Source organism: Mycobacterium sp. BK086, from assembly GCA_004362315.1.
Taxonomy (GTDB): Bacteria; Actinomycetota; Actinomycetes; order Mycobacteriales; family Mycobacteriaceae; genus Mycobacterium.
In genome coordinates, this window is sequence record SNWL01000008.1 from 25610 (window position 1) to 46366 (window position 20757).

The following is a 20757-nucleotide window of genomic DNA, read 5'->3' on the forward strand; positions in this document are numbered from 1 at the left end:
TGTCGCTCAGTTTGTCGGCGGTGCCGTCACGCCGGTGAGAATTGCCTGCGTCGTGGTGGGCGGTGCGACCGTGGTGGTCGGCGGAGCCACCGTCGTCGTGGGTGGCTGCGTCGTCGTGGTCGGCGGCTGAGTGGTGGTTGTCGTCGGCGGCTGCGTCGTGGTGGTTGTCGTGGTCGGCGGAGTCGTCGTCGTAGTTGTCGTCGTGGTGGTGGTCGTTGTCGTCGTGGTGGTCGTCGGACTGGTGGTGGTGGTCGTCGTCGACGGGGTTGTAGTTGTCGTAGGCACCACGGTGGTGGTCGCCGGGATCGTCGACTCGGTCGGAACCCCGTCGGAGCCGGTGACCGTAACCGTCTGCGGCGGAACGACGCTCGTGACCGAGGCGTCGGTGGGATCGCCGGGCTTCGTCACCCGCGTTGTCGTCGTGGTGGGCGCGCTGTCGGCACTGGTCAACGTGATCGCCAGGCCGCCGACCGCCACCGCGGCGAGCGCCGCGGCGATGCCGAACAGCAGCGGCGGGCGCCGGTACCACGGCACCGGTGTGTCGACCAGTTCGGTCTCGGCGTCCTCCTGCTCGAACTCGATCATCGGGCGTTGGCCGGTGGCCCCCTGCGCCTGCTGGGCGTAATCGAAGGTGTAGTCCTCGCCCGAATACGGCACCGGCTCCTCGCCGGGCACATCGTCCTGCGACCACGCCAGCGCGCGGAACGTCGCCGACGGCGTACCGTCGGTCGCCGACTCCGTGGCGGCTGCGCCCGCCGTCCCCGCGGCCCAGGCCGCCGGGGCCAGCCCGGTCGGCGCGTCAGCGGCGGCCACCGCCATGCCCGTCGGCGCATCCGGTGCGCCGCCGCGCGCGGCGATCACAGCGGACCCGATGGCCGCATTGAGCCCCGCCAACGGAGTGGTGATCACCGGAACGCGCAGTTCCTCGGAAAGTCGTTGGGTGAGAAGCGGTATCGCGGCACCGCCGCCAACAGTGGCGACCGCCGCCAGATTGGCCGCTGGAATCCTGTTGTTCTCCAACGCATCCCCGAGCGCGTCGAGGAACCCCGCGAGCGGCTCGGCGATCAGGGCTTCGAGTTCCGGACGGGTTATCCGGATATCGGAGCGGAAGCCGGGCAGTTCGGCAGGCACCACGGTTGCGGTCTCCGAAGACAACCGCTCCTTGGCCTGCCGGCATTCGTCGCGCAACCGGGTCAGGGCGCCAACCGCGTTGGTGCTCGCCGGATCGAGATTGGCGGCATCGCGGATACCCGCCAGCACGTGCGTCAGGAGGGCCTGGTCGATCTGGTCGCCGGAGAACTCGGCGAACCGCACGGTCTCGCCGATCTGCTGGAGGTTGGCGCCCGCATCGGCCAGGGTGATGTTCGCGCCGCTGCCGCCGAAGTCGCACAGCGCGATCACGCCCTGCGCGGGCAGCCCCGGGTCGGCCTGCAGTGCGGCCAGCGCGGCCGTCGCATCCGAGATCAGCGTGGGCGGTACACCGTTGGGCGACAGGGTGGGCCGCGTGCGCAGCACCCCGCGCAGCGATCCGACCGCTCCTGGGCCCCAATACGCCGGGACCGCGACCACCAGGCTGGACGGCGGCGACCCGTCGTCAACGGTCCGGGCCATCGCCTCGAGCGCCTCGGCGATCAGATCATCGCTGCGATGCGGCGATCCGTCGGCGGCCACCAGCGGTACCGGATCGCCCACCCGCTCGACGAACCCGCGGAAGACTTGACCTGTCTCGGTCAGGTTCGGGCTGGTCAACTCCGGATTCTGGGACGGCACCCCGACCTCGGCGGGCCGGTTGCCCCACAACGTGAGCACCGATCGGCGGGTTACCGGCTGCCGGCCCGGGCGCGCCGCACCCAGGTTGGTCGCTCCGATCGACAACCCCAGCGATTCGCTCAATTCGCACATCCCTTCGCCGCCGCCTCGGCGGGCGGCCTTCACCATATCCCCTAATGACTGCAGAACCCCTAAGGCCACACCCCCTAACGGTGCCGCTGATCGGGTGGCTTCGACACCGATCACGACGGCCCCGCCCGCCGATAGCATTCTTGGCAGCAGCTGGGATTCCACTGTGACTATCGGCGGTAGGGGAGAAGGCGTTCCATGGCTAACACGTTGCTCGACTTCGTGATGTCGCTCGTGCGAGATCCCGATGCCGCCGCGCGGTATGCCGCCGACCCGGCCGGGGCCCTCGCCGACGCGCATCTGCCCGATGTGACCAGCGCCGACGTCAATAACTTGATCCCGATGGTGGCGGACTCGCTGAATGGTCCGGTCTCGGCAGGTGGGTTCGGTCCCGGTGCCGGTGCCGGTGGGGATGGCAACGTGTGGGCGAGCGGGGCCGCAACGGCCGCCTTCGACGCGTTCGACGCTCACCTGCCCGCCGCGACGGTCTCCGATGCGCATTCGGTCATCTCCGATGTCGCCCAGCACGCCGGCGCCGATTCGGGGCTGATCACCGATCCCGGTGTCGATCCGGGTGTGTTCGACGCGTCGCTTCCGGATCCGTCGACGCAGGTCACCGATGTCGGCTTCGAGCACGACACGGCCGCCGACACCGGACTGGACTGGGCGGACCACGCCGTCGTCGACCACACTCACGTCGTCGACCATCCGACTCCGGAAGACCACGCCGGCTTCGACCTGTTCTGAGCCCCTCCTCGAAACCCCACGTCCCTGTGACGTGGGGTTTCTTTGTGTCTTAGGGCAGCCCTAGGGTTCCCCTAATCCCCTAGAGGACCACCCCCAGTGATCCCTAGCGGGGGCTTTGTGACGACGGGTTTCGGCCCCGTTTTCGGTTGACGGCGGCGTCCATAACGTGGTCTGCAGATCGCCGGACAGGCCGGCGAGCACCTTCACCGAAAGGTCTCTGCCATGCTCACTCTCCTCGACTGGATCCTCGACCTGTTCCGCAACGAAGACGCCGCCCGTGCGTTCGTCGCCGCACCGGACCAGACCATGCGCGACGCCGGCTTCGCCGGTGTGTCGGCTGCTCAGGTGTCGACGGTCGCCGCCACCGCTGTCCCGGGCCTGGTGCTCGGCGACGGTGACCCGATCTACGGCCTGCAGCGCGCGGTGTCCAACAACTACGGGTTCGCCCCGGCCTACGAGCCGACGTTCCAGCCGGTCTACGCGCCGTCGCCGACGTTCGCCCCGCAGACCGACACCTCGCTGCTGAGCCCCGACCAGAACGCCGGCGCGAACGCCCAGCAGGGTGCCTTCAACCTGGGCTTCGGGGACATCACCTTCGGCAACAAGACCACGAACACCGCCACCAATGGCGGCGTGGTCGTCGACGGCCACAGCCACGGCGACATCGTCACCGGTGACGGCGCGGTGTTGGGCAACGGCAACGAGGTCAACAACGGCGATGTGATCGCCGGAACCGGATCCAATGTTGCGGTGGGGCACAGCCACATTCACGACAACGGCACCACCGCCACCGGCGGCAGCACCGTGATCAAGGACAACGGCGCACCCGTCTTCAACGACGTCGACGCCAGCGGCGGCAACGGCGGCGGAGCATCGGCCGGCGGCAGCCTGATCGGTCTGGGCGGCGGTCACGCCTCGGGCGGCAATGCCGGTGGTGGCGGCATCACCATCATCGACAGCCAGACGTCGACGAACAGCGGCAACCACGCCAGCTCGCCGGCCTATGTCGACACCCACGCGACGACCACCGCCAAGACCACGGTGGTCGACCACAGCGACAACTCGGTGCACCAGGACAGCTCGACGCACGATTCGTCCAGCCACACGTCGCTCGACGCCAGCCACGACACCACCCTGGTGAACAGCCACCTCGACGCCAGCCACGACCTGGCCCTCGCGTCTGGCAATCACCTGCTGGGTTTCTGAGCAATCCGGCTGCGGCGGGGATCTCCAGGATGTCTGGAGGTCCCCGCCGCTCGGGTGCGCATACGGTGTTAACCGGGAGAATTGGGAGGGCACGTGACGCAACCGGAGGACCCGCGCCGGGTCAACGTGATCGTCGAGCTGATCGATCACACCAGCGCGATCGCCGACCTCAACGACCGTGGCGACCTGGTGGCGCGGTTGGCCGTCGCCAAAGAACGCATCACCGACCCGCAGATCCGGGTGGTGATCGCCGGCCAGCTCAAACAGGGCAAGAGTCAGCTGCTCAACTCGCTGCTCAACATGCCAGTGGCCCGCGTCGGTGACGACGAGACCACCGCGCTGGTGACCGTGATCAGCTACAGCGAGCAACCGACAGCCCGGTTGATCGTCTCGGTCGGCGAAGGGGTGCCGCCGCAGGAGATCGACATCCCGATCGACGACATCCGCCACGACCTGCGCCGCGCGCCGCAGGCGCAGGGTCGCGAGGTGCTGCGGGTCGAGGTCGGTGCGCCCAGCCCGCTGCTCAAAGGCGGCCTGGCCTTCATCGACACCCCCGGCGTCGGCGGGCACGGCCAGCCGCATCTGTCGTCCACCCTCGGATTGCTGCCAGACGCGGACGCGATGCTGATGATCAGCGACACCAGCCAGGAATTCACCGAGCCGGAGATGCGGTTCATCCGCCAAGCCCACGAGATCTGCCCGACGGGCGCGATCGTGGCCACCAAGACCGACCTGTATCCGTTCTGGCGCGAGATCGTCGCCACCAACACCGGGCATCTGCAGCGGGCCGGCCTTGGGTTGCCGGTCATTCCGGCGTCGTCGCTGCTGCGCAGCCACGCCATCGAGCTCAACGACAAAGAGCTCAACGAGGAGTCGAACTTCCCCGCGATCGTCGCCTTCCTCTCCGAGAAGGTGCTGTCTCGGGAGAGTGACCACACACGCGATCATGTGGTCGCTGAAATACGTTCGGCCGCAGAACATCTCAGTCTGGCCGTGAACTCCGAATTGGCCGCTCTCAGTGACCCCGACGCTGCGCGTAAGCTCACCGACGACCTGGAACGGCGCAAGATGGAAGCCCAGGACGCGCTGCAGCAGACCGCGCTGTGGCAACAGGTCCTCAATGACGGCATCGCCGACCTGACCGCCGACGTCGAGCACGACCTGCGCGCCCGGTTCCGGGCCATCACCCAGCACATCGAGGGTGTCATCGACGGGTGCGACCCGACCCAGCACTGGGCCGAGATCGGCGCCGAGGTGGAGGACAGCGTCGCCAACGCCGTCGGCGACAACTTCGTGTGGGCCTACCAGCGGGCCGAGGCGCTGGCCGACGAGGTCGGCAGAACCTTCATCGAGGCCGGCCTGAACGCTATCCAGATGCCGGAGGTCAGCGCGGCCGAAATGGGAGCCGGTGTGGGCCGGCTGAAATCGATGGCACGACTGGAGGCCAAGCCGATCGGCAAGGGCCACAAGGTGATTACCAGCATGCGGGGCTCCTACGGTGGCGTGCTGATGTTCGGCATGCTCACCTCGGTGGCCGGCCTCGGCATGTTCAATCCGCTCTCGCTCGGCGCGGGCCTGCTGCTCGGACGCAAGGCCTACAAGGAGGACATGGAGAACCGCATGATGCGCGTGCGCGGCGAAGCGAAGACCAACCTGCGCCGGTTCGTCGACGACGTGCTGTTCGTGGTTTCCAAGGAATCCCGCGACCGGCTCAAGAACGTTCAGCGCCAGCTGCGCGATCACTATCGCGGCATCGCCAACCAGACCACCCGTTCGCTCAACGAATCGTTGCAGTCCACCATCGCCGCGGCGCATCTGGAAGAGACCGACCGCAACAACCGCATCCGTGAGCTCGAGCGGCAGGCCAATATCCTGGGTCAGGTGATCGACAACGCCGAAAAGCTGGTTCCCGCAGCACTATCGGCTAGGGCGAGGCCGTCCGAGTCTCGTTGAGCCGGGGGCCGGGGCGGCTGGTCCGCGGTCCCGGCGGATTGGTGACGCGGGTCGGGAACGTGCCCGGGAACGTCGGGGCGGTCCGCTCCGCAGGCGGGATAGCGGACTGGTCGCTGGTCGTCGTCGGCGTACCACTGGTCGTGGTCTCGCCGGGCAGGCCGATATCGGTGGTGGACAGCCGCACAGGCGGATACGAGGTCGACGTCGAGCCCGTCGTGGTCTTGCCCCCGACTTGGGGCGGCGCCGGAAGATGCGTGCCGGGCGGCAGCACAGTCTCGGTCTCGGACGTGCTCCACTTGCTCGACATCGTCACCACGGCGTAGACGAGAATCGCGATCAACGCCAGCCCGAGCAGCCCCGCGGCGGACGTCGCGGCCGCCGAGCGGTACCACGGCGTGTTCTGCGGAGGCATGGCGGCTGATCCTAGCTGCGATGCGGGCAGCCCGCCGAACCGTAGACTCGTCGTTCGATGAGCACCAGCGATCAGGTTCGCGCCATCCTGGGCGGCACCCGTCGCGCATACCAGGGTGAACCGGCGTACCGCGAGCGGCCCGACGTCTTCAACGAGCTGGACCGCATCGCCGGGCGGCTCAACCAGCCGATCCGCATCGCCCTGGCCGGCACGCTCAAGGCGGGGAAGTCGACCCTGGTCAACGCCCTGGTCGGGGAGAACATCGCGCCCACCGACGCCACCGAGGCCACCCGCATCGTCACGTGGTTCCGCAACGGGCCGATCCCGAAGGTGACCGCCAACCACGTCGGCGGGCGACGCTCCAACGTTCCGATCGCCCGCGACGGCGGACTGACCTTCGACTTCGGCCGCCTCGACGCCAATGACATCGTCGACCTCGACGTGGAGTGGCCGGCCGCGGAGTTGATCGATGCCACCATCATCGACACGCCCGGGACGTCGTCGCTGTCGCGAGACGTCTCCGAGCGCACGCTGCGCCTGCTGGTGCCCGAGGACGGTGTGCCCCGGGTCGACGCCGTGGTCTTCCTGCTGCGCACGCTCAACGCGGCCGATATCGCGCTGCTCAAGCAGATCGGCGAACTGGTCGGTGGCGCGTCCGGGGCGCTCGGTGTCATCGGGGTGGCCTCGCGGGCCGACGAGATCGGTGCGGGTCGCCTCGATGCGATGCTGTCGGCCAAGGACGTCGCGCAGCGATTCACCGGTGAGCTGGACCGCACCGGCATCTGCCAGGCGGTGGTTCCGGTCTCGGGTCTGCTGGCGCTGACCGCCCGCACGCTGCGGCAAAGCGAGTTCGCCGCGCTGGAGAAGCTGGCGGCCGTCGATACCGCCGAGCTGAACAAGGCGATGCTCAGTGTGGATCGCTTTGTCCGCGAAGACAGTTCGCTGCCGGTGGACGCGACGACGCGGGCCCAACTGCTTGACCGGTTCGGCATGTTCGGCATCCGGATCTCGATCGCCGTATTGCGTTCGGGGATCAGTGATTCCGTACGGCTGGCCGACGAACTGCTGGAACGCAGCGGACTCGTCGCGCTGCGTGATGTGATCGATCAGCAATTCGCGCAGCGATCCGAACTGCTCAAAGCCCATACCGCGCTGGTCTCGCTACGTCGGTTCGTCGAACTGCACCCGATCGCCGCCACGCCCTACATCATCGCCGACATCGACCCGCTGCTGGCCGACACCCATGCCTTCGAGGAACTACGGTTGCTCAGTCAACTTCGTTCGCGCCCAACCGGTTTGACCGAAGATGAGATGGTGTCCCTGCGCCGCATCATCGGCGGGTCGGGGACCGACCCCGCCAGCCGGCTGGGCCTGAGTCCGGAGACACCGGACGACGGACCGCGCGCTGCCTTCGCCGCTGCGCAACGCTGGCGCCGCCGTTCGGAGCATCCGCTCAACGACCCGTTCACCACTCGGGCGTGCCGGGCAGCGGTGCGCAGCGCCGAGGGTCTGGTCGCGATGTACGCCGCGCGGTCCTAGCCGGCCGGCCGCGGGAACGGCAGCGTCGGCAGGAGTCGCTCCCTGGTGGTGGTGACCGTCTCGGTCACCGTGCTCACCGAAGTGGACACCGTCGTGCTCGTACTGGTGCTCGTACTCGTCGACGGGGCCTCGGTGGTCGTCGTGGTGGTCGGCGCCTCAGTCGTCGTGGTGGTCGTCGGTGCCTCCGACGTAGTCGCCGGGGACTCGGTCACCGTCTGGGTGACGCCGGGTTCCGGGGCGACCGTCGCCGACGTCACCGCCGAGGTGGACGTCGTCGGGGCTGTCGTCGTCGTGGTCGCCGGGCTGGAGCCGCCGCTGCCGGTGAACTTCACGATCGCGTAGACGAGCAGAGCCAGGATGACCGCGGTCAATACCCCGAGACCGACTAGCGCGGCCGGCTTCTTGTACCAGGGGGTGGGCTCGGGCGGCGGCGGGTAGTCGCCGTAGCCGGTCGGCGCTGCGTATTCGGACTGCTGATAGTCGCTGTAGGCCTCGCCGCCGGTGCCGCCGTAGTTCGCGTACTGCGTCGGCTCACTGTCGGAATAGTTGTTCGGGTCGTCAGAACCGTCACGTGCCATGGGTTCTGATCGTAGCCGTCAGCCTCCGCCGGGCTGGCCGGGGAAGGCCGGGCGATGGCTGGGACGCACGCTGATCTGCGGCGGCCTGGTCTGCGGCGTGGTCACGTTCGGACGGTCGCCGCCATTGCGCGGGTACTGGGGGTACTGCGGGTACCAGGTGTTCTGCGTCTGCGCGGGAGTCTCCGGCGGGGGAGGCGGCGGTGGTGGCGGCTCGGGCGGCTGTGAGCTGGTCAAAGCGGTGGTCGTGGGCTCGCTGGTCACGGTCGCCGACGGCGTGTTGGTAGACGGCTCGGAATCACCGGACCCCAGCGACACCAGCAGCACGGCTGCCACCACGATCGCCACGATCGCAGCGCCGATCGCCCCCATCGCGAGCGTCGCCTGCTTCTTGCGGTACCAGGGCCGTTCGGGAAACCAGAACGCATCCGGAGCGAACGGGTCGAAGCCCTCGTCGAGGACGATCGCGGGCAGCTCAGGGTCGGTCGGCGGGTCCAGATCGTCGCCGTGGGCCACCGCGGCGCCGTCGGTCGGACCTGGCTCCTCCGATCGTGCCGAGCCCGGATACGGCTGCTCCGGATAGGGACCGAACGGATCCCCAAAGGCGACGGGCGCTGCAGCCTCGTCGATGTCCCCGGCGGGGTCCTGCTTCCGCATGGCTATCAATGCTAAAGGGCTTGCCAGGGCGGATGCAGCTTTCCGCAATCAGGCGAGCTGGCGCGTCACCTCGGTGGCGAACAGTTCCATGTGGTCTATGTCGGACATATCCAGCAGCTGGATGTACACCCGCTGGACACCCGCGGCGATGAAAGGCCCTAGCTGGTCGACGATTTCGGCCGGAGTGCCGACCAGCGGAGTGTTGGTGCGCAGCTCGTCGCCTTCCCGGGAGATCGCGTCGGCGCGACGGCTGATCTCGGCGTCGTTGCGCCCGGCGCAGACCACGAACGCTGCCGAGTACACGAAATCATCGGGATCGCGGCCGGCGTCCTGCAGCGCGGCACGGACCCTGCCGAGCTGGGGTTCGACAAAGTCCAGACTCGGGAACGCGAGGTTGTACTCCGCGGCGAACTGCGCGGCCAGCGCCGGGGTGCGCTTCGCGCCGTTGCCGCCGATGATGATCGGCGGATGGGGCGTCTGCACCGGCTTGGGCAGCGCGGGTGAGTCCTTGACGGTGTAGTGGGTGCCGTTGTAATCGAAGGTCTGGCCGGCCGGAGTGGTCCACAGCCCGGTGATGATGTCGAGCTGTTCATGCAGCCGATCGAATCGCTCGCCCAGTGGTGGGAACGGGATTGCGTAGGCCAGGTGCTCTTCGTCGAACCAGCCCGCGCCGATCCCGAAGTCGACCCGGCCCGAGCTCATCGCGTCCACCTGCGCCACCGAGATCGCGAGCGGTCCCGGATGGCGGAACGTCGCGGAGGTGACCAGCGTGCCGAGCCGGATCGTGGACGTCTCGCGGGCGATGCCGGCCAGTGTCACCCAGGAGTCGGTGGGCCCGGGTAGCCCGTCACCGCTCATCGCGAGGTAGTGATCGGATCGGAAAAACGCGGAATAGCCCAAGGATTCGGCGGCTTGAGCCACCGCGAGCTGGTCGGTGTAGCTGGCGCCCTGCTGGGGTTCGACGAACACACGGAAGTCCATGGCAGCCAGCTTAGAAAACCTTGACCCCTTCGGTACTGATGAACAGTCCGTGACTGGTGCCGTCGTTGGTGAACGTGGTGCCGTCCGGGCTGGCGTCGATGGTCCAGCCGACCGCGTGATAGGTCGCGTAGTCCAGCGGCGTGGTCGGGATGTCGCCGAGATTTCCGGCGATCCACCGCACGCTGCCGCTGGCCGTCACCTCGACGCCGTTGGCGGGCTCGCCGTTGACGACAGGCGGGTTGGTGAAATCGGATTCGCAGCCGACCGTCTGGGAGTTGATCTGGCAGCGGGTCTGGCCGGATTTGGTTTCGATGTAGACGTAACCGGTGTCGCTGGGCGCCAGTGTCTGGGCGCCGCCGGGCGTCGGAACCTTCGTGGGTGTCGGAGTGGCCGGTGTCGTCGGCGTCGAGACGGTCGGCTTGCTGGTGGGAAAGCTCGGCTCACCGCCGGGACCGCAGCCGGGACAGCGGGCCGCGCCGTCGGTGGTGGTGCTGCAGCCTGCGGCAGCGGCACCAGCGGCCACCAGCCACAGCACCGCGACGCCGGCCCTCATGCCGTTGGATATCCGCACACCGAACTCCTGCCGTCGAGTGTCAGCGTACGCATTCAGTGACGGAAGTGACTTGAGTGACTCGCGGACTCGGTGTTCGCCGGCAACCCGCGAACCGCCGATCCGGCTGCGACGATCGCGTTAGATTCGACGCCTGCATATGGGAGGGCACGCCATGACGCACACCGGCGAGCTGTTGTTCAATCCGATCACCTACGACCCACGACAGTTCGACCCGGGAACGCGGCGCCAGCTGCGGGCGCTGATCGACTGGTTCGAGCAGCGCGGCAAGACGCGGCTGCTGCAAGACGATCTGGACGCGGTGTGGGTGGCGGACTTCCTCGATTTCATCAAGCGGGAGCGGATCCTCGCGACCTTCCTCACCCCAACGGAATTCGGCTTGGGTGACGACAACAAGCGTTGGGACACCTCCCGCAACGCCGCGCTCAGCGAGATCCTGGGGTTCTACGGGCTGGCCTACTGGTATGCCGAACAGGTCACCATCCTCGGTCTCGGCCCGATCTGGCAGAGCGACAACATCAAGGCCAAGCAGCGCGCCGCCGAGCAGCTCGAAGCGGGTGGAGTCATGGCCTTTGCGCTTTCCGAGCGCGAGCACGGTGCCGATATCTACAACACCGACATGATCCTGACTCCTGCCGACGAAGACGAGGAAGGCGTCGTTTTTCGCGCGACCGGCCAGAAGTACTACATCGGCAACGGCAACGTGGCGGGCATGGTGTCGGTGTTCTCTCGCAGGGCCGATATCGACGGCCCCGATGGCTACGTGTGGTTCGTCGCCGACAGCGCGCACCCCGCCTACGAGCTGATCGGCAACGTCGTCCATGGCCAGATGTTCGTGAGTAACTTTGCGCTGCATGACTATCCGGTCCACGAGGAGGACATCCTGTGCTCCGGACCTGAGGCGTTCTCGGTGGCGCTCAACACGGTGAACGTAGGCAAGTTCAACCTGTGCACCGCGTCGATCGGGATGTGCGAGCATGCGTTCTACGAGGCGATCACGCACGCCAACAACCGCATCCTGTACGGCAACCCGGTGACCGAATTCCCGCATGTGCGGGCCAGCTTCGTCGACGCCTACGCCCGGCTGATCGCGATGAAACTGTTCAGCGACCGTGCGATCGACTACTTCCGCACCGCCAGCCTCGACGATCGTCGCTACTTGCTGTTCAACCCGGTGACCAAGGCGAAGGTGACCTCGGAGGGTGAGACCGTGGTGAGGATCCTCTGGGATGTTCTGGCTGCCAAGGGTTTCGAACGCACCACGTATTTCTCTGAAGTGCGGCAGATGATCGGTGCGCTGCCACGGCTAGAGGGGACGGTGCACGTCAACGTGGCGCAGATCCTCAAGTTCATGCCGAATTTCCTGTTCAACCCGGGCACATACCCCGAGGTCGGCACGCGCGACGACAGGTGCGACGACGTGTTCTTCTGGGCGCAGGGGCCGGCCAAGGGGGCGTCGAAAGTGCAATTCGCCGATTGGGTTCCGATCTTCGAGAAGGCTTCTGGCATACCGAACGTGGCACGCTTCACCGAACAGGTGCGGGCACTGCAGGCGTTGTTGACCACCGCGGCACCCGATGCCGAGCAGCAGCGCGATCTGGATTTCATGCTCGTCATCGGGCACTTGTTCACCCTGGTGGTCTACGGTCAGCTGATTCTGGAACAGGCCGAATTGCGAGGGCTGGACCGCGATCTGGTGGACCAGATCTTCGACGTTCAGGTGAGGGATTTCTCGGGCTATGCGGTGGCGCTGCATGGGAAGGCGAGTTCAACTGCAGCCCAACAGGAATGGGCGATATCGGCGGTGCGCAAGCCGGTGGTCGACACCGAGCGCTTCGACCGGGTATGGCGGCAGGTGAGCGCCTACGACGGCGCCTACGAGATGCGCCCTTGAGTTCAGCGAATCGTCACTGCCGCGGTGAATGACCACGAATCTTTGACCCCGCCCGGCCACGGCTGGCTGTAGGTGGTGGCGACGGTGGCGGTGCCGGCCTTGAGTGCCTGGAAGGTCCAGGTCGTTGTCCCCGGTGCGCCCGGCAGGTGGACCCCGGACGGTCCGGAGTCGAAATGGTCGCGTTGTGCGATCACCGCGGGATCGCTGATCTGGGCTTGCGGCGCCCACTGGTAGCCGGTGGAGGGGTTGGATGCCAGCACGAGCCGCAACGTGTCACCCACGCCGAGGGAGATGTCGAGCTTCAGGTGCTTCTTGTTCAGCAGGTCGTCGTAGGCCACGTCGATCGTCGTGGTTCCCGGAGGCTTCTTTATGCCGCCGCACCCGGTCAACGCCAGCGCCAGTGCGAGCACCGCGATCAGCCGGATCATGGCGCGCCGCGCTTGTATCGCATGAACCGGCGCAGGTAGGGCACCAGCCGTCGGGCCGGCACGGGCCCCGGCCAATCGTCGGCGCGAAAATAGGCGTCGGACCCACCGTCGACGAAAACAACGCTGCCGCAGAGGAAATCGGCCGCATCGGACAGCATGAAGACCACCCAGTCGGCCAGCTTCCCGGCGTCGCCGAATCCGCCGATCGGCACCGGGAAGGAGTGGATCGCCTTGGCTTCGGCGGGGGTGGAGAGCTGCTTTTCCAATAGTGGGGTGAGGATCGCGCCGGGGGCGATGGCGTTGAGCCGGATGCCCGCGCCGGCCCAGTCGCGGGTCACTGCGTGGCGCCGGACCCAGCGGCTCACTGCGACCTTCGAGGCGCCGTAGGCCATCGAGGATGCGGCCTTGCCGACCCATCGCAGTGTCCGTGCGGCTTTGTCGCCGTCGCCGGCCAACAGGGCGCGGATGGCGCGACCGGGTATCGCCGGTATGGTCGTGGTCGAATTACTGGAGAAAACAACGACTTTCGCGCGTTCGCCGGCGGCCAGCGCGGGTCGCCACGCCTGCAGCAGTTCCACGACGCCGAAGTAGTTGACCTGGGTGATCAGCCTCGGCTGCTCGGGCCCCGGCGTGGGACCCAGGCCGGCCGCCAGTACCGCCCCGTCGAGCCGCCCACCGCACGCGCTCCGCACGGCGTCGGCGGCCGCCCGGCGACCGATCGGGGTCGATAGATCGGCCACCACGTCGGCGGGCTGGATGTCGACCCCGATCACGGTGTGGCCGTTGGCTCGCAGCCTCTCGACGACGGCCTTGCCCATGCCCGATGCCGAGCCGGTGACGGCGTAGGTTCCCATCGAAGCGAGTATGGCCTACCGGGGTCGGTTGTCAGGCCACCAGCACCGCGGGTGTTTCGGGTTCGGTCGCCACCGAGGGCGGCGGCAGCGGATGGCCGGGGTTGAAGATGTCCACCCCGGTTGTCCAGGCGATCAGTTGGGCCAGTGCCTGAGTGGCCGACACCGAGACGTTGCCGAGGACCTGGACGACGACCTTGGCCACCTCGGCCAGCTGACTGATCAGGAAGATGTTGTCATCGACGATGCCCTGCAGTGCCGCGGTGATGCTGGTGATGCCGCCGTTGAGGAAGTACGGGATGCTGGCGAAGATCGTCCGCACGCTCAGCGCCACATTCGTTTGGATATCCGGCCAGCCGTTGCGTGCGATGGCGTCCAGAAGTGCCTGATCCAGGTCATCCGGGAGGACGTTGCTCGATCCGAGCGTGGTCAGTGACACCCCGGGCGACCCCGTCGCCGGCGGTGCGCCGAACAGGTCCAAGACGGTGGGCGTGACATCGATGATCGAGTAGGCAAGGTTCATCCGGCCCGGGTCGAAGCCGTCGCCGTTGGCGATGACCCACGTCGATGTCTCGTCGGGGGATTGGAAGCCGTGCCCGAAGCCCAGCTGCGGCTGGTGGCCGTGGTCGGTGACCACAATGACGGTCCAGTTCTCACCGGAGGTGTTCACCGCGTCCATGATCGCGCCGATATTGGTGTCGGTCCGGTTGATCGCCGCCGCGTATTCCGGTGAGGCTCCGCCGTATTGGTGGCCGGCCTCGTCGACCTGGACCAGATAGGAGAACAGGAAGTTCGGGGGTTCCCCGCTCTGGATCGCGGCGACCGTCTGCGCGGTGACCTCGGCGTCGGTCAGCGACCAGTTCGCGTCACCGGGAACCTGCGGCACCAGCGAGTACGAATCGACGGGGTACGCCCCGGCGTTGGCGATATCGGTGATGACATCCCAGTCCGCGATCACCATGGTGTCGATGTCGGAGTTGAAGTACTCGAGCTGGTTGATCACCGTCGGCCACTTCGTATAGGTGCCGGGCGTGAAAATGTTGTTGATGACGCCGGTCTGGTTGTCCCAGGCCCCAGTCAGGATCGCAGTCCACGACGGGTTCGAGATGGTGGTGTGGCCGACGATGCTGGCCACCCCGGTGACGCTGTCGCCCATCAGCGCGTCGAAGTTCGGATTGTCGCCGGCGATGACGCGGCGCAGGTTGGTGCCGTCGACGCCGATCACCAGCACGTGGACGTCGGTCGGGTTGGCCAGGTCGTTGACGACGTTGATGACGGTCGCGGCGCTCCGGGCGCGCAGCGAGGCGCCGGTGGTGATGCTACCGGCCGGGGCCAGTGGCAGCGGCGGTGCGGGAAGCGACACCGGAAGTGACAGTGCCGCCGCAAGTTTCAGCGGTGCGATGGTCCGGCGCGCCGTCGGTTTAGCTGTCGACGCCGCCGCGGGCGTGCTGGCGGCGCTGCTGCGGCGCGGCCCGGTGACGACACCGGTCTTGGCCGCCGGCTTGCGCGAGCGGGCTGTCGATGACGAGGGCGACGAACTCGACGACTTGGCCGCGCTCTGCGAATCCGGTGACCCGGTATCGGCGTAGGCCACCGCGGTCGCGACCGCCGACCCACCGCCGGCGACCACGCCGGCGACCGCAACTCCTAGACACACCTGTTTGATCGTCGCCACGTCGTCGTCCCCGATCCTTCACACAGTTATTTGACAGCTGTGTCACAGACTAGATCCAGGAACAGCCCGCGCATGGCGTTTTTGCGTGCCAGCTACATTCGTTCGATGGACGTCGACGTCATGACCACCGCCCTTCCGCTGGGACAGATCGGCGGGCTGGCGGAGCGCACGCTGGCCGCCGGATTCTCCGGAATGTTGTTCACCGAGACCGGCCGCACTCCCTACCTCAACGCCGCGGTGGCAGCCCAAGCCGCGCCGGGGCTGCAGCTGTCGACCGGTGTCGCCGTTGCGTTTCCGCGCAGCCCGTTCATCACCGCTGCGACCGCGTGGGAACTGCAGGAAGCGACCGGCGGGCAGTTCCGGCTCGGGCTGGGCACCCAGGTCCGTACCCATGTGACGCGGCGCTACGGCGTGGCGTTCGAGCGTCCCGGTCCGCGTCTGCGCGACTACGTTCTGGCCGTCAAGGCCTGCTTCTCCGCGTTCCGCACCGGCACGCTCGATCACCACGGCGAGTTCTACAACCTCGACTTCATCACCCCGCAGTGGAGCGCGGGCCCCATCGATGAGCCGGACCCGAAGGTCGACATCGCCGCGGTGAACCCGTGGATGCTGCGCATGGCCGGTGAGGTGGCCGACGGCGTACATGTCCACCCGATCGGCGAACCCGGTTACCTCGCGCGCCACGTGGTGCCGAAAGTGGCTGAGGGAGCCGCGAAGTCGGGACGGTCACCAGCCGACGTCGCCTTGATCGTGCCTGTGATGACGATCGTCGGCGACACCGATGAGGAGCGCGCCGCAGAACGGGAGCGGGTCCGGTTTTCCATGAGCTTCTACGGCAGCACACCCAACTACGCCTTCATCTGGGACGAGGCGGGTTTCGAGGGCACCACCGCGCGGATCCGGGAGAAGCAGAAGGCCGGCGACATTCCGGGGATGGCTGCCCAGATCACCGATGACCACATCGCCACCTTCGCCACCGAGTCGACCTGGGACGGGCTGGCCGACGCACTCGCTGCGAAATACCAGGGCACGGCGAGCCGCATCGTGCTGTACAACGCGCTTGGCGACCCCGAGCGTTTCGAACGCTACGGCGAGGTGGCCCGCCGGCTTTCCCGGGCCGCTTAGCGGCAGCGCGGTCGGCGCGTTAACCTACGGCCATGCCAGCGCGGAGGTCCCTGTGAGCGCGCATCTCGTCGTCATCGCGACCCTCGCGCTCGCGTTGCTGTTCAGCCCCGAGACGTTGGTTCTGGGACTGGTCGTTGCCAGTGACAAAGTGGTGCCTCGGCAGGCGACGCTGGCCTTCTCCGGTGGCGCCATCGTCGGGATCGCGTTCGCCACCGGAATCGGGGTGGGGATTGCGGCGCTGTCCGGGGCGGCAGCCGGAGCCGACGCTCACCACACCTCGTGGCCGGGCTTCGTGGTGCGCCTCCTGATCGCGCTCGCACTGCTGGCGATCGGTATCCGTCGCGCCCTCGGCGCCATCCGGCACAAACCGATTGCCGACGTGTCCAAGACCGAGCGGCCGCCGAGCAGGCTGCGGACGCAACTCGTCGCGCGTTTCCCGAAGCTGAACCCGAGCGCGGATCTGCCTCCACGCCAACGGATTACCCGAGCCGCATCAGCCGGTTTCATCATCACCGGGGTACATCCGAAGGTTTTCCCGATCGCGATTGCCGCCGGTCACCAGATCCTGGAGATCGCCGGCCGCGGCGAGCGCACGCTCGGCGCCGTCGTATTCGCGGTGATCGCCGTGATCCCCGCTGTGGCGCCGACGGTGATCGAGATCGTGCGGCCGGGGGCTGCCGGTGAGATCAAGGAAGGCTATGAGCGCATCATGAAGGTTCACGGCCGCTGGATCGTGGCCGTGCTCCTGCTGGCCGCCGCGGTCTTCGTCGGCCACGGGGCCTTCGATCACATGCCAGGTCACTGACGTCTATGAGCGCCACGACCGATACCGACTCGGTCCGCCTTGGCGGCTTGCTCAGCGGTGTGCTTCTGACCCAGATCGTCAACAGCGCCGTACATCTGGCGCAGCCGTTGCTGGTCGCCGACATGTCCGGATCGTTGGGCAGCGCCGCGTTCTTCGCCGCATTCGGCACGGGAATCCACATGCTCGGTACCTACCTGGGCGGCTGGCCGACCGATCGCTGGGGCGCCCGGCTGGTCTTGGTGGTCTCGACACTCCTGCGCGGGGTTGTCCTGGCGGGCATCCCGGTCGCCATGGTTTTCGGGATCGCCACCCTGCCCGTAGTGATGGCCTGCTACACGCTCGAGGCGCTGGTTCGCGGATATGTGGATACCGCCGTGCACACCGTTCCTCTTGATCTGGTCGGCCATCGGCGAGATCTGTTGGACCGGATCAACTCTCGGTATGAAGTGGCGTTCGAAGTGGGTGCGGTGGCCGGGCCGTTGATGCTCGGCGGACTCATGGTGTGGGCCGATGGCATCGTCCCGCACATCGTCATCCCGATCGGATTCGTCATCTCGGCAGGCTGCTATCTGCTGATCCCGAAAACGACAATTCCGGCGACCGATTCCGGCGTCAAGCCGCACGGCGGATCCTGGGAGGGGCTGAAATACATTGTCGCCCATCCCTATCTGTTGCTCGTCGTCATCGGGCTGATGCTCTTCCACCTCTACGAGCTGCGCAAGATCCTCAGTGCGTTCTTCGCCAAGGGCCTGCTGCATCACCCCGCCGATGTCGGTCACATCGGGTCGGCGTTCGCTCTCGGCGGTGTGGCCGGGGCGCTGTTGTACGCGGTGACGCGGCACCGGGGCACCGGAATCGGCTGGGTAGTCGGCGGCGCGCTGGGGACGGTGGTGCTCGCGGTGGGCTGGATACCGGTGAACCTGCCCGTCATGGTCGTCGCGGTGTTTCTGTTCGGCGTCAGCAACGTGTGCGCCCGGCTGGTCATGACCAGGTGGCGGCAGGAACTGACCCCGCTCGAATACGCCGGCGGCGTCACCGCCGCCTCGGAATTCGGTCGCACCGCTGTGTCGGTCGGTATCAACAGCGCTGTGGGCGGGGCGTTTTCGTCAGGCGCGAGTGTCTATGGGGCATTCGGGATCGTCGGCGGCATCCTCGGGGTCTTCGCGGTCGCGCAGCTGGCGCTGGCTCGCGTCTATGCCCGAAAAGGCGACCCGGAGCTCTAGGCCGCGTTGACGGTGATGGTCGACGGGTCGACGGTCGGCAGCGTCAGATCGATGTTCGACACGGTCAGCTGGCCCTGCGACCCGACCGCACGGTACGAGGCCGACGACGAGAACAACTGCAGTGTGACCTTCTGGCCGGGCTTGAGCGTCTGCGCCACCATCTCCAGGTCGACGTCGGCGGTCTGCTGGGTGCCGTCCAACGTCACCTTGATTGGGGTGACCTGGTTGCCAAGCACCTGGCCCGTGGAGTTGTCCACGAGCTGGGCGTAGAGGTGATCTCCGGTGCCCGTACCCGAGTAGGTGAACGTGAGGTGCGGTGTGCCAACGACATAGGTGGTCGTCGTGACCGCCGGCGTGGTGAGGTTGATCGCGTTGATCGCCCGCGACGACCCGATGGGCAGCACGCCCAACAGGCCACCGGCGCCCACGAAGGGCACCATTGTCAGGGTCCGGGTCTTGGTGCTGGTGGCGACGACCGGGTCACTGGGCGTGAGGTCGTAGGAGGCCGTCGAAAGATGTTGGCCCCGTTGGTCAACCCACTCGAACTGCGGACCGGTAGGTACGGCGGGATCGCCCTTGACGTACCGGTCGAGCCACTGAATGGTGCGCTCTTGAATCAGGACGCCGCCGGTGTTGAACAGGTCGTTGGTGCACACGCCGTGCCCGCCGCAGAACCAGAGCACCTTGGTCGCGACGTTGTTGTCCATCAACACCTGCGCATTGGCGTTGGCTTCGGCCAGGGTGAACAGGGTGTCGACGGTGCCTTCGACAAACATTGTGGGAGCGGTGATCTGGTTGAGCAGGTCGGTCGGCAGGCCGGGACCGCGCTCGCCCAACAGGTCCTGGTCGGCCTGCGTCAGCGACCCGGTGAGATCGCCGTAGATGGTCGCGGGAATGATGGCCGGGTTGGTCCGCGCGAGCGTAAGCACAAGCACGCCGGCAAGAATCGTTCCCCAACCGCTCTTGAAGGACTGGGCTTTGTAGAGCGAGGTGTTCAGGCTGTTCCATGCGATCGTCGGGACGATCGCGTCGACGCGGTGGTCGATCGCGGCCGTCACCAATTGGATGCCGCCGCCGTAGGAGGCGCCGACCATACCGATCTTCGGGTCGAGGTTGGCCGGGTCGCCGTCGAGCGCGACTTCGGGTTGGGTGGCGAGCCAGCTGATGATCGCCGAGACGTCGCGGGCCTCGTAGTCGGGTGAATCGATCTCCAGTTGGCCGCCCGAGCTGTATTCGCCGCGCGGATCCCACGTGACGACGTTGTAGCCCGCATTGCGTAGGGCCAGGATGCTCGGCAGCCCAAGCGCATTGGTGAGCACGCCGTCCAGCGGGCTGCCGTCGATACTCGTCTGCCCGGGCATCCCCAACCCGGGACCGTCCAGAACGGTCGGCGCCTGCTCGCCGGTCTTGAGTCCGGTGGCCGGCATGAAGTGGACGTAGATTTCGGTGCCGTCGAACGAGACGACCTTGACGTCCCGCGGCCTCGCCGCGTTGGCGGGGGTGCCCGGGTACACGGGGTAGCCGACCAGCGGATGAAGGATGTCGCCGAGCACCGGGATCTGGTGGATGAAGGCCACGATCGGGGTGAACAGCACCGGTCCGACCACCGGGATGCGCTGCAGGAAGGCCAGCGGTGCGGTCTGCGGGATGGCGACTACTCCGGTCGGGATGCTGGGTACGTCGGCGGCGGGCGCCGGAGCCGCGGCCGCGGTGAGCGTCCGCTGGGCAGTGCCCGGCGCGTCCCGGCGTGATGCGGCCGCCAGTGCGAGTGTCACCGAGGCATCGGTCGGTGCCGAAGGATCATCGGTGACACCGGTGCGGGCCGCGGTGGCTGTCGCGGTGGTGCGGGGCAGTGCCACTGCCCGCACGCTCGCCTTGGGGGTGGCCGGCTTGCCTGCCACCTTGGTGCCGTGCTGAGCAGCAGGTCGCGGCGCCGCGCTTCCTGTCGACGACGACCCGGTGGAGGGAGATGGCGCGGCCGCCGCCTCGCCGGCTCCGTACGCGATCGCGACCCCGATTCCCAGCGCTACCGCAAGCCCACCGATTCGACCGACAAACGCCCCTGCACCCATACGTCTATAGGTAGCTTGGCGCGCCTGGTGTGTCTGGCGGTTGGCTCAACCTGTGACAAGTCTGACGTTCCCGTCAAAAACTCGACTCGCAGGTATGGCGCGGTAGCGCCGCTACGATCAGTCCGGAGACGAGACAAGGGAGTC

The 20757-nt window shown here is 67.3% G+C and carries 18 protein-coding genes; 8 read left to right on the top strand and 10 right to left on the bottom strand.

The genetic code is table 11. The features are described 5' to 3' along the window. Positions 1-6: 6 nt before the first annotated feature. Positions 7-1893, bottom strand: a complete 1887-nt coding sequence (locus tag EV580_RS26515; protein ID WP_133695122.1) for an Hsp70 family protein — start codon at positions 1891-1893, stop codon at positions 7-9. Positions 1894-2097: 204 nt separating this feature from the next. Between EV580_RS26515 and EV580_RS26520 the strand changes: the two genes are divergently transcribed. The 3 genes from EV580_RS26520 (at position 2098) to EV580_RS26530 (ending at position 5805) form a co-directional block, all read left to right on the top strand. Then, a complete protein-coding gene (locus tag EV580_RS26520; protein ID WP_183507360.1) occupies positions 2098-2646 on the top strand; it encodes an Rv0340 family IniB-related protein in 549 nt (182 codons plus the stop codon). A gap of 222 nt (positions 2647-2868) precedes the next feature. After that, positions 2869-3852, top strand: a complete 984-nt coding sequence (locus EV580_RS26525) for an IniB N-terminal domain-containing protein (protein WP_133695124.1) — start codon at positions 2869-2871, stop codon at positions 3850-3852. A 93-nt stretch (positions 3853-3945) separates the two neighbouring features. Continuing rightward, on the top strand, positions 3946-5805 hold the full coding sequence (locus EV580_RS26530) for a dynamin family protein (protein WP_166654912.1): 1860 nt from the start codon (positions 3946-3948) through the stop codon (positions 5803-5805). Here the strand turns inward: EV580_RS26530 and EV580_RS26535 are convergent. Next, positions 5777-6217: a hypothetical protein gene (locus EV580_RS26535; RefSeq protein ID WP_133695126.1), complete on the bottom strand. Its 441-nt coding sequence runs from the start codon at positions 6215-6217 to the stop codon at positions 5777-5779. The two genes, EV580_RS26530 and EV580_RS26535, sit on opposite strands and share 29 nt — an antisense overlap. 57 nt (positions 6218-6274) lie before the next feature. Here EV580_RS26535 and EV580_RS26540 point away from each other — a divergent pair, with 57 nt between their 5' ends. Next, the gene (locus tag EV580_RS26540) at positions 6275-7756 is read left to right on the top strand and encodes a dynamin family protein (RefSeq protein ID WP_133695128.1); all 1482 of its coding nucleotides are present in this window, start codon (positions 6275-6277) and stop codon (positions 7754-7756) included. Here EV580_RS26540 and EV580_RS26545 read toward each other — a convergent pair. From EV580_RS26545 to EV580_RS26560, 4 genes are read right to left on the bottom strand one after another with little or no spacing between them, the layout of a single operon-like run. Beyond that, entirely contained in the window at positions 7753-8334 is a 582-nt protein-coding gene (locus EV580_RS26545; protein WP_133695129.1) for a hypothetical protein, read from the bottom strand. The two genes, EV580_RS26540 and EV580_RS26545, sit on opposite strands and share 4 nt — an antisense overlap. An 18-nt stretch (positions 8335-8352) precedes the next feature. Further along, on the bottom strand, positions 8353-8988 hold the full coding sequence (locus EV580_RS26550; RefSeq protein WP_133695131.1) for a hypothetical protein: 636 nt from the start codon (positions 8986-8988) through the stop codon (positions 8353-8355). Between the two features lie 48 nt (positions 8989-9036). Then, positions 9037-9969 carry an LLM class F420-dependent oxidoreductase gene (locus tag EV580_RS26555; RefSeq protein ID WP_133695133.1) on the bottom strand — a complete coding sequence of 311 codons (933 nt, stop codon included), beginning with the start codon at positions 9967-9969 and terminating at the stop codon, positions 9037-9039. Between the two features lie 10 nt (positions 9970-9979). Continuing rightward, positions 9980-10522 carry a hypothetical protein gene (locus tag EV580_RS26560; protein WP_502703948.1) on the bottom strand — a complete coding sequence of 181 codons (543 nt, stop codon included), beginning with the start codon at positions 10520-10522 and terminating at the stop codon, positions 9980-9982. A 172-nt stretch (positions 10523-10694) separates the two neighbouring features. Between EV580_RS26560 and EV580_RS26565 the strand changes: the two genes are divergently transcribed. After that, on the top strand, positions 10695-12434 hold the full coding sequence (locus EV580_RS26565; RefSeq protein WP_133695137.1) for an acyl-CoA dehydrogenase family protein: 1740 nt from the start codon (positions 10695-10697) through the stop codon (positions 12432-12434). A gap of 2 nt (positions 12435-12436) precedes the next feature. Here EV580_RS26565 and EV580_RS26570 read toward each other — a convergent pair whose 3' ends face one another. From EV580_RS26570 to EV580_RS26580, 3 genes are read right to left on the bottom strand one after another with little or no spacing between them, the layout of a single operon-like run. Further along, a complete protein-coding gene (locus EV580_RS26570; RefSeq protein WP_133695139.1) occupies positions 12437-12862 on the bottom strand; it encodes a protease inhibitor I42 family protein in 426 nt (141 codons plus the stop codon). Then, complete coding sequence (locus EV580_RS26575; RefSeq protein WP_133695141.1) at positions 12859-13716, bottom strand: SDR family oxidoreductase; 858 nt, start codon at positions 13714-13716, stop codon at positions 12859-12861. Before EV580_RS26575 ends, EV580_RS26570 begins: the two co-directional genes overlap by 4 nt. Positions 13717-13747: 31 nt before the next feature. Beyond that, the gene (locus tag EV580_RS26580) at positions 13748-15388 is read right to left on the bottom strand and encodes an alkaline phosphatase family protein (RefSeq protein WP_166654913.1); all 1641 of its coding nucleotides are present in this window, start codon (positions 15386-15388) and stop codon (positions 13748-13750) included. 105 nt (positions 15389-15493) lie between these two features. On the opposite strand from EV580_RS26580, the gene EV580_RS26585 reads away from it, so the two are divergent. The 3 genes from EV580_RS26585 to EV580_RS26595 are packed head-to-tail and all read left to right on the top strand — an operon-like array spanning position 15494 to position 18541. Further along, positions 15494-16513: a TIGR03617 family F420-dependent LLM class oxidoreductase gene (locus EV580_RS26585; RefSeq protein ID WP_133695144.1), complete on the top strand. Its 1020-nt coding sequence runs from the start codon at positions 15494-15496 to the stop codon at positions 16511-16513. 52 nt (positions 16514-16565) lie between these two features. Next, positions 16566-17318, top strand: coding sequence for a GAP family protein (locus EV580_RS26590; protein ID WP_166654914.1), 753 nt, complete (start codon positions 16566-16568; stop codon positions 17316-17318). A 5-nt stretch (positions 17319-17323) separates the two neighbouring features. Then, positions 17324-18541 carry an MFS transporter gene (locus EV580_RS26595; protein WP_133695147.1) on the top strand — a complete coding sequence of 406 codons (1218 nt, stop codon included), beginning with the start codon at positions 17324-17326 and terminating at the stop codon, positions 18539-18541. Here EV580_RS26595 and EV580_RS26600 read toward each other — a convergent pair. Continuing rightward, the gene (locus EV580_RS26600) at positions 18538-20613 is read right to left on the bottom strand and encodes an alpha/beta hydrolase (RefSeq protein ID WP_133695149.1); all 2076 of its coding nucleotides are present in this window, start codon (positions 20611-20613) and stop codon (positions 18538-18540) included. The genes EV580_RS26595 and EV580_RS26600 overlap by 4 nt on opposite strands. Positions 20614-20757 lie beyond the last annotated feature (144 nt).

What these genes read in the sequence shown, in the direction of transcription:
- EV580_RS26570 (WP_133695139.1), bottom strand. Translation starts at nt 12,862, where the DNA reads ATGATCCGGCTGATCGCGGTGCTCGCACTGGCGCTGGCGTTGACCGGG.
- EV580_RS26535 (WP_133695126.1), bottom strand. Translation starts at nt 6,217, where the DNA reads ATGCCTCCGCAGAACACGCCGTGGTACCGCTCGGCGGCCGCGACGTCC.
- EV580_RS26595 (WP_133695147.1), top strand. Translation starts at nt 17,324, where the DNA reads ATGAGCGCCACGACCGATACCGACTCGGTCCGCCTTGGCGGCTTGCTC.
- EV580_RS26560 (WP_502703948.1), bottom strand. Translation starts at nt 10,522, where the DNA reads ATGAGGGCCGGCGTCGCGGTGCTGTGGCTGGTGGCCGCTGGTGCCGCT.
- EV580_RS26540 (WP_133695128.1), top strand. Translation starts at nt 6,275, where the DNA reads ATGAGCACCAGCGATCAGGTTCGCGCCATCCTGGGCGGCACCCGTCGC.
- EV580_RS26545 (WP_133695129.1), bottom strand. Translation starts at nt 8,334, where the DNA reads ATGGCACGTGACGGTTCTGACGACCCGAACAACTATTCCGACAGTGAG.
- EV580_RS26575 (WP_133695141.1), bottom strand. Translation starts at nt 13,716, where the DNA reads ATGGGAACCTACGCCGTCACCGGCTCGGCATCGGGCATGGGCAAGGCC.
- EV580_RS26555 (WP_133695133.1), bottom strand. Translation starts at nt 9,969, where the DNA reads ATGGACTTCCGTGTGTTCGTCGAACCCCAGCAGGGCGCCAGCTACACC.
- EV580_RS26600 (WP_133695149.1), bottom strand. Translation starts at nt 20,613, where the DNA reads ATGGGTGCAGGGGCGTTTGTCGGTCGAATCGGTGGGCTTGCGGTAGCG.
- EV580_RS26525 (WP_133695124.1), top strand. Translation starts at nt 2,869, where the DNA reads ATGCTCACTCTCCTCGACTGGATCCTCGACCTGTTCCGCAACGAAGAC.
- EV580_RS26585 (WP_133695144.1), top strand. Translation starts at nt 15,494, where the DNA reads ATGGACGTCGACGTCATGACCACCGCCCTTCCGCTGGGACAGATCGGC.
- EV580_RS26565 (WP_133695137.1), top strand. Translation starts at nt 10,695, where the DNA reads ATGACGCACACCGGCGAGCTGTTGTTCAATCCGATCACCTACGACCCA.
- EV580_RS26520 (WP_183507360.1), top strand. Translation starts at nt 2,098, where the DNA reads ATGGCTAACACGTTGCTCGACTTCGTGATGTCGCTCGTGCGAGATCCC.
- EV580_RS26550 (WP_133695131.1), bottom strand. Translation starts at nt 8,988, where the DNA reads ATGCGGAAGCAGGACCCCGCCGGGGACATCGACGAGGCTGCAGCGCCC.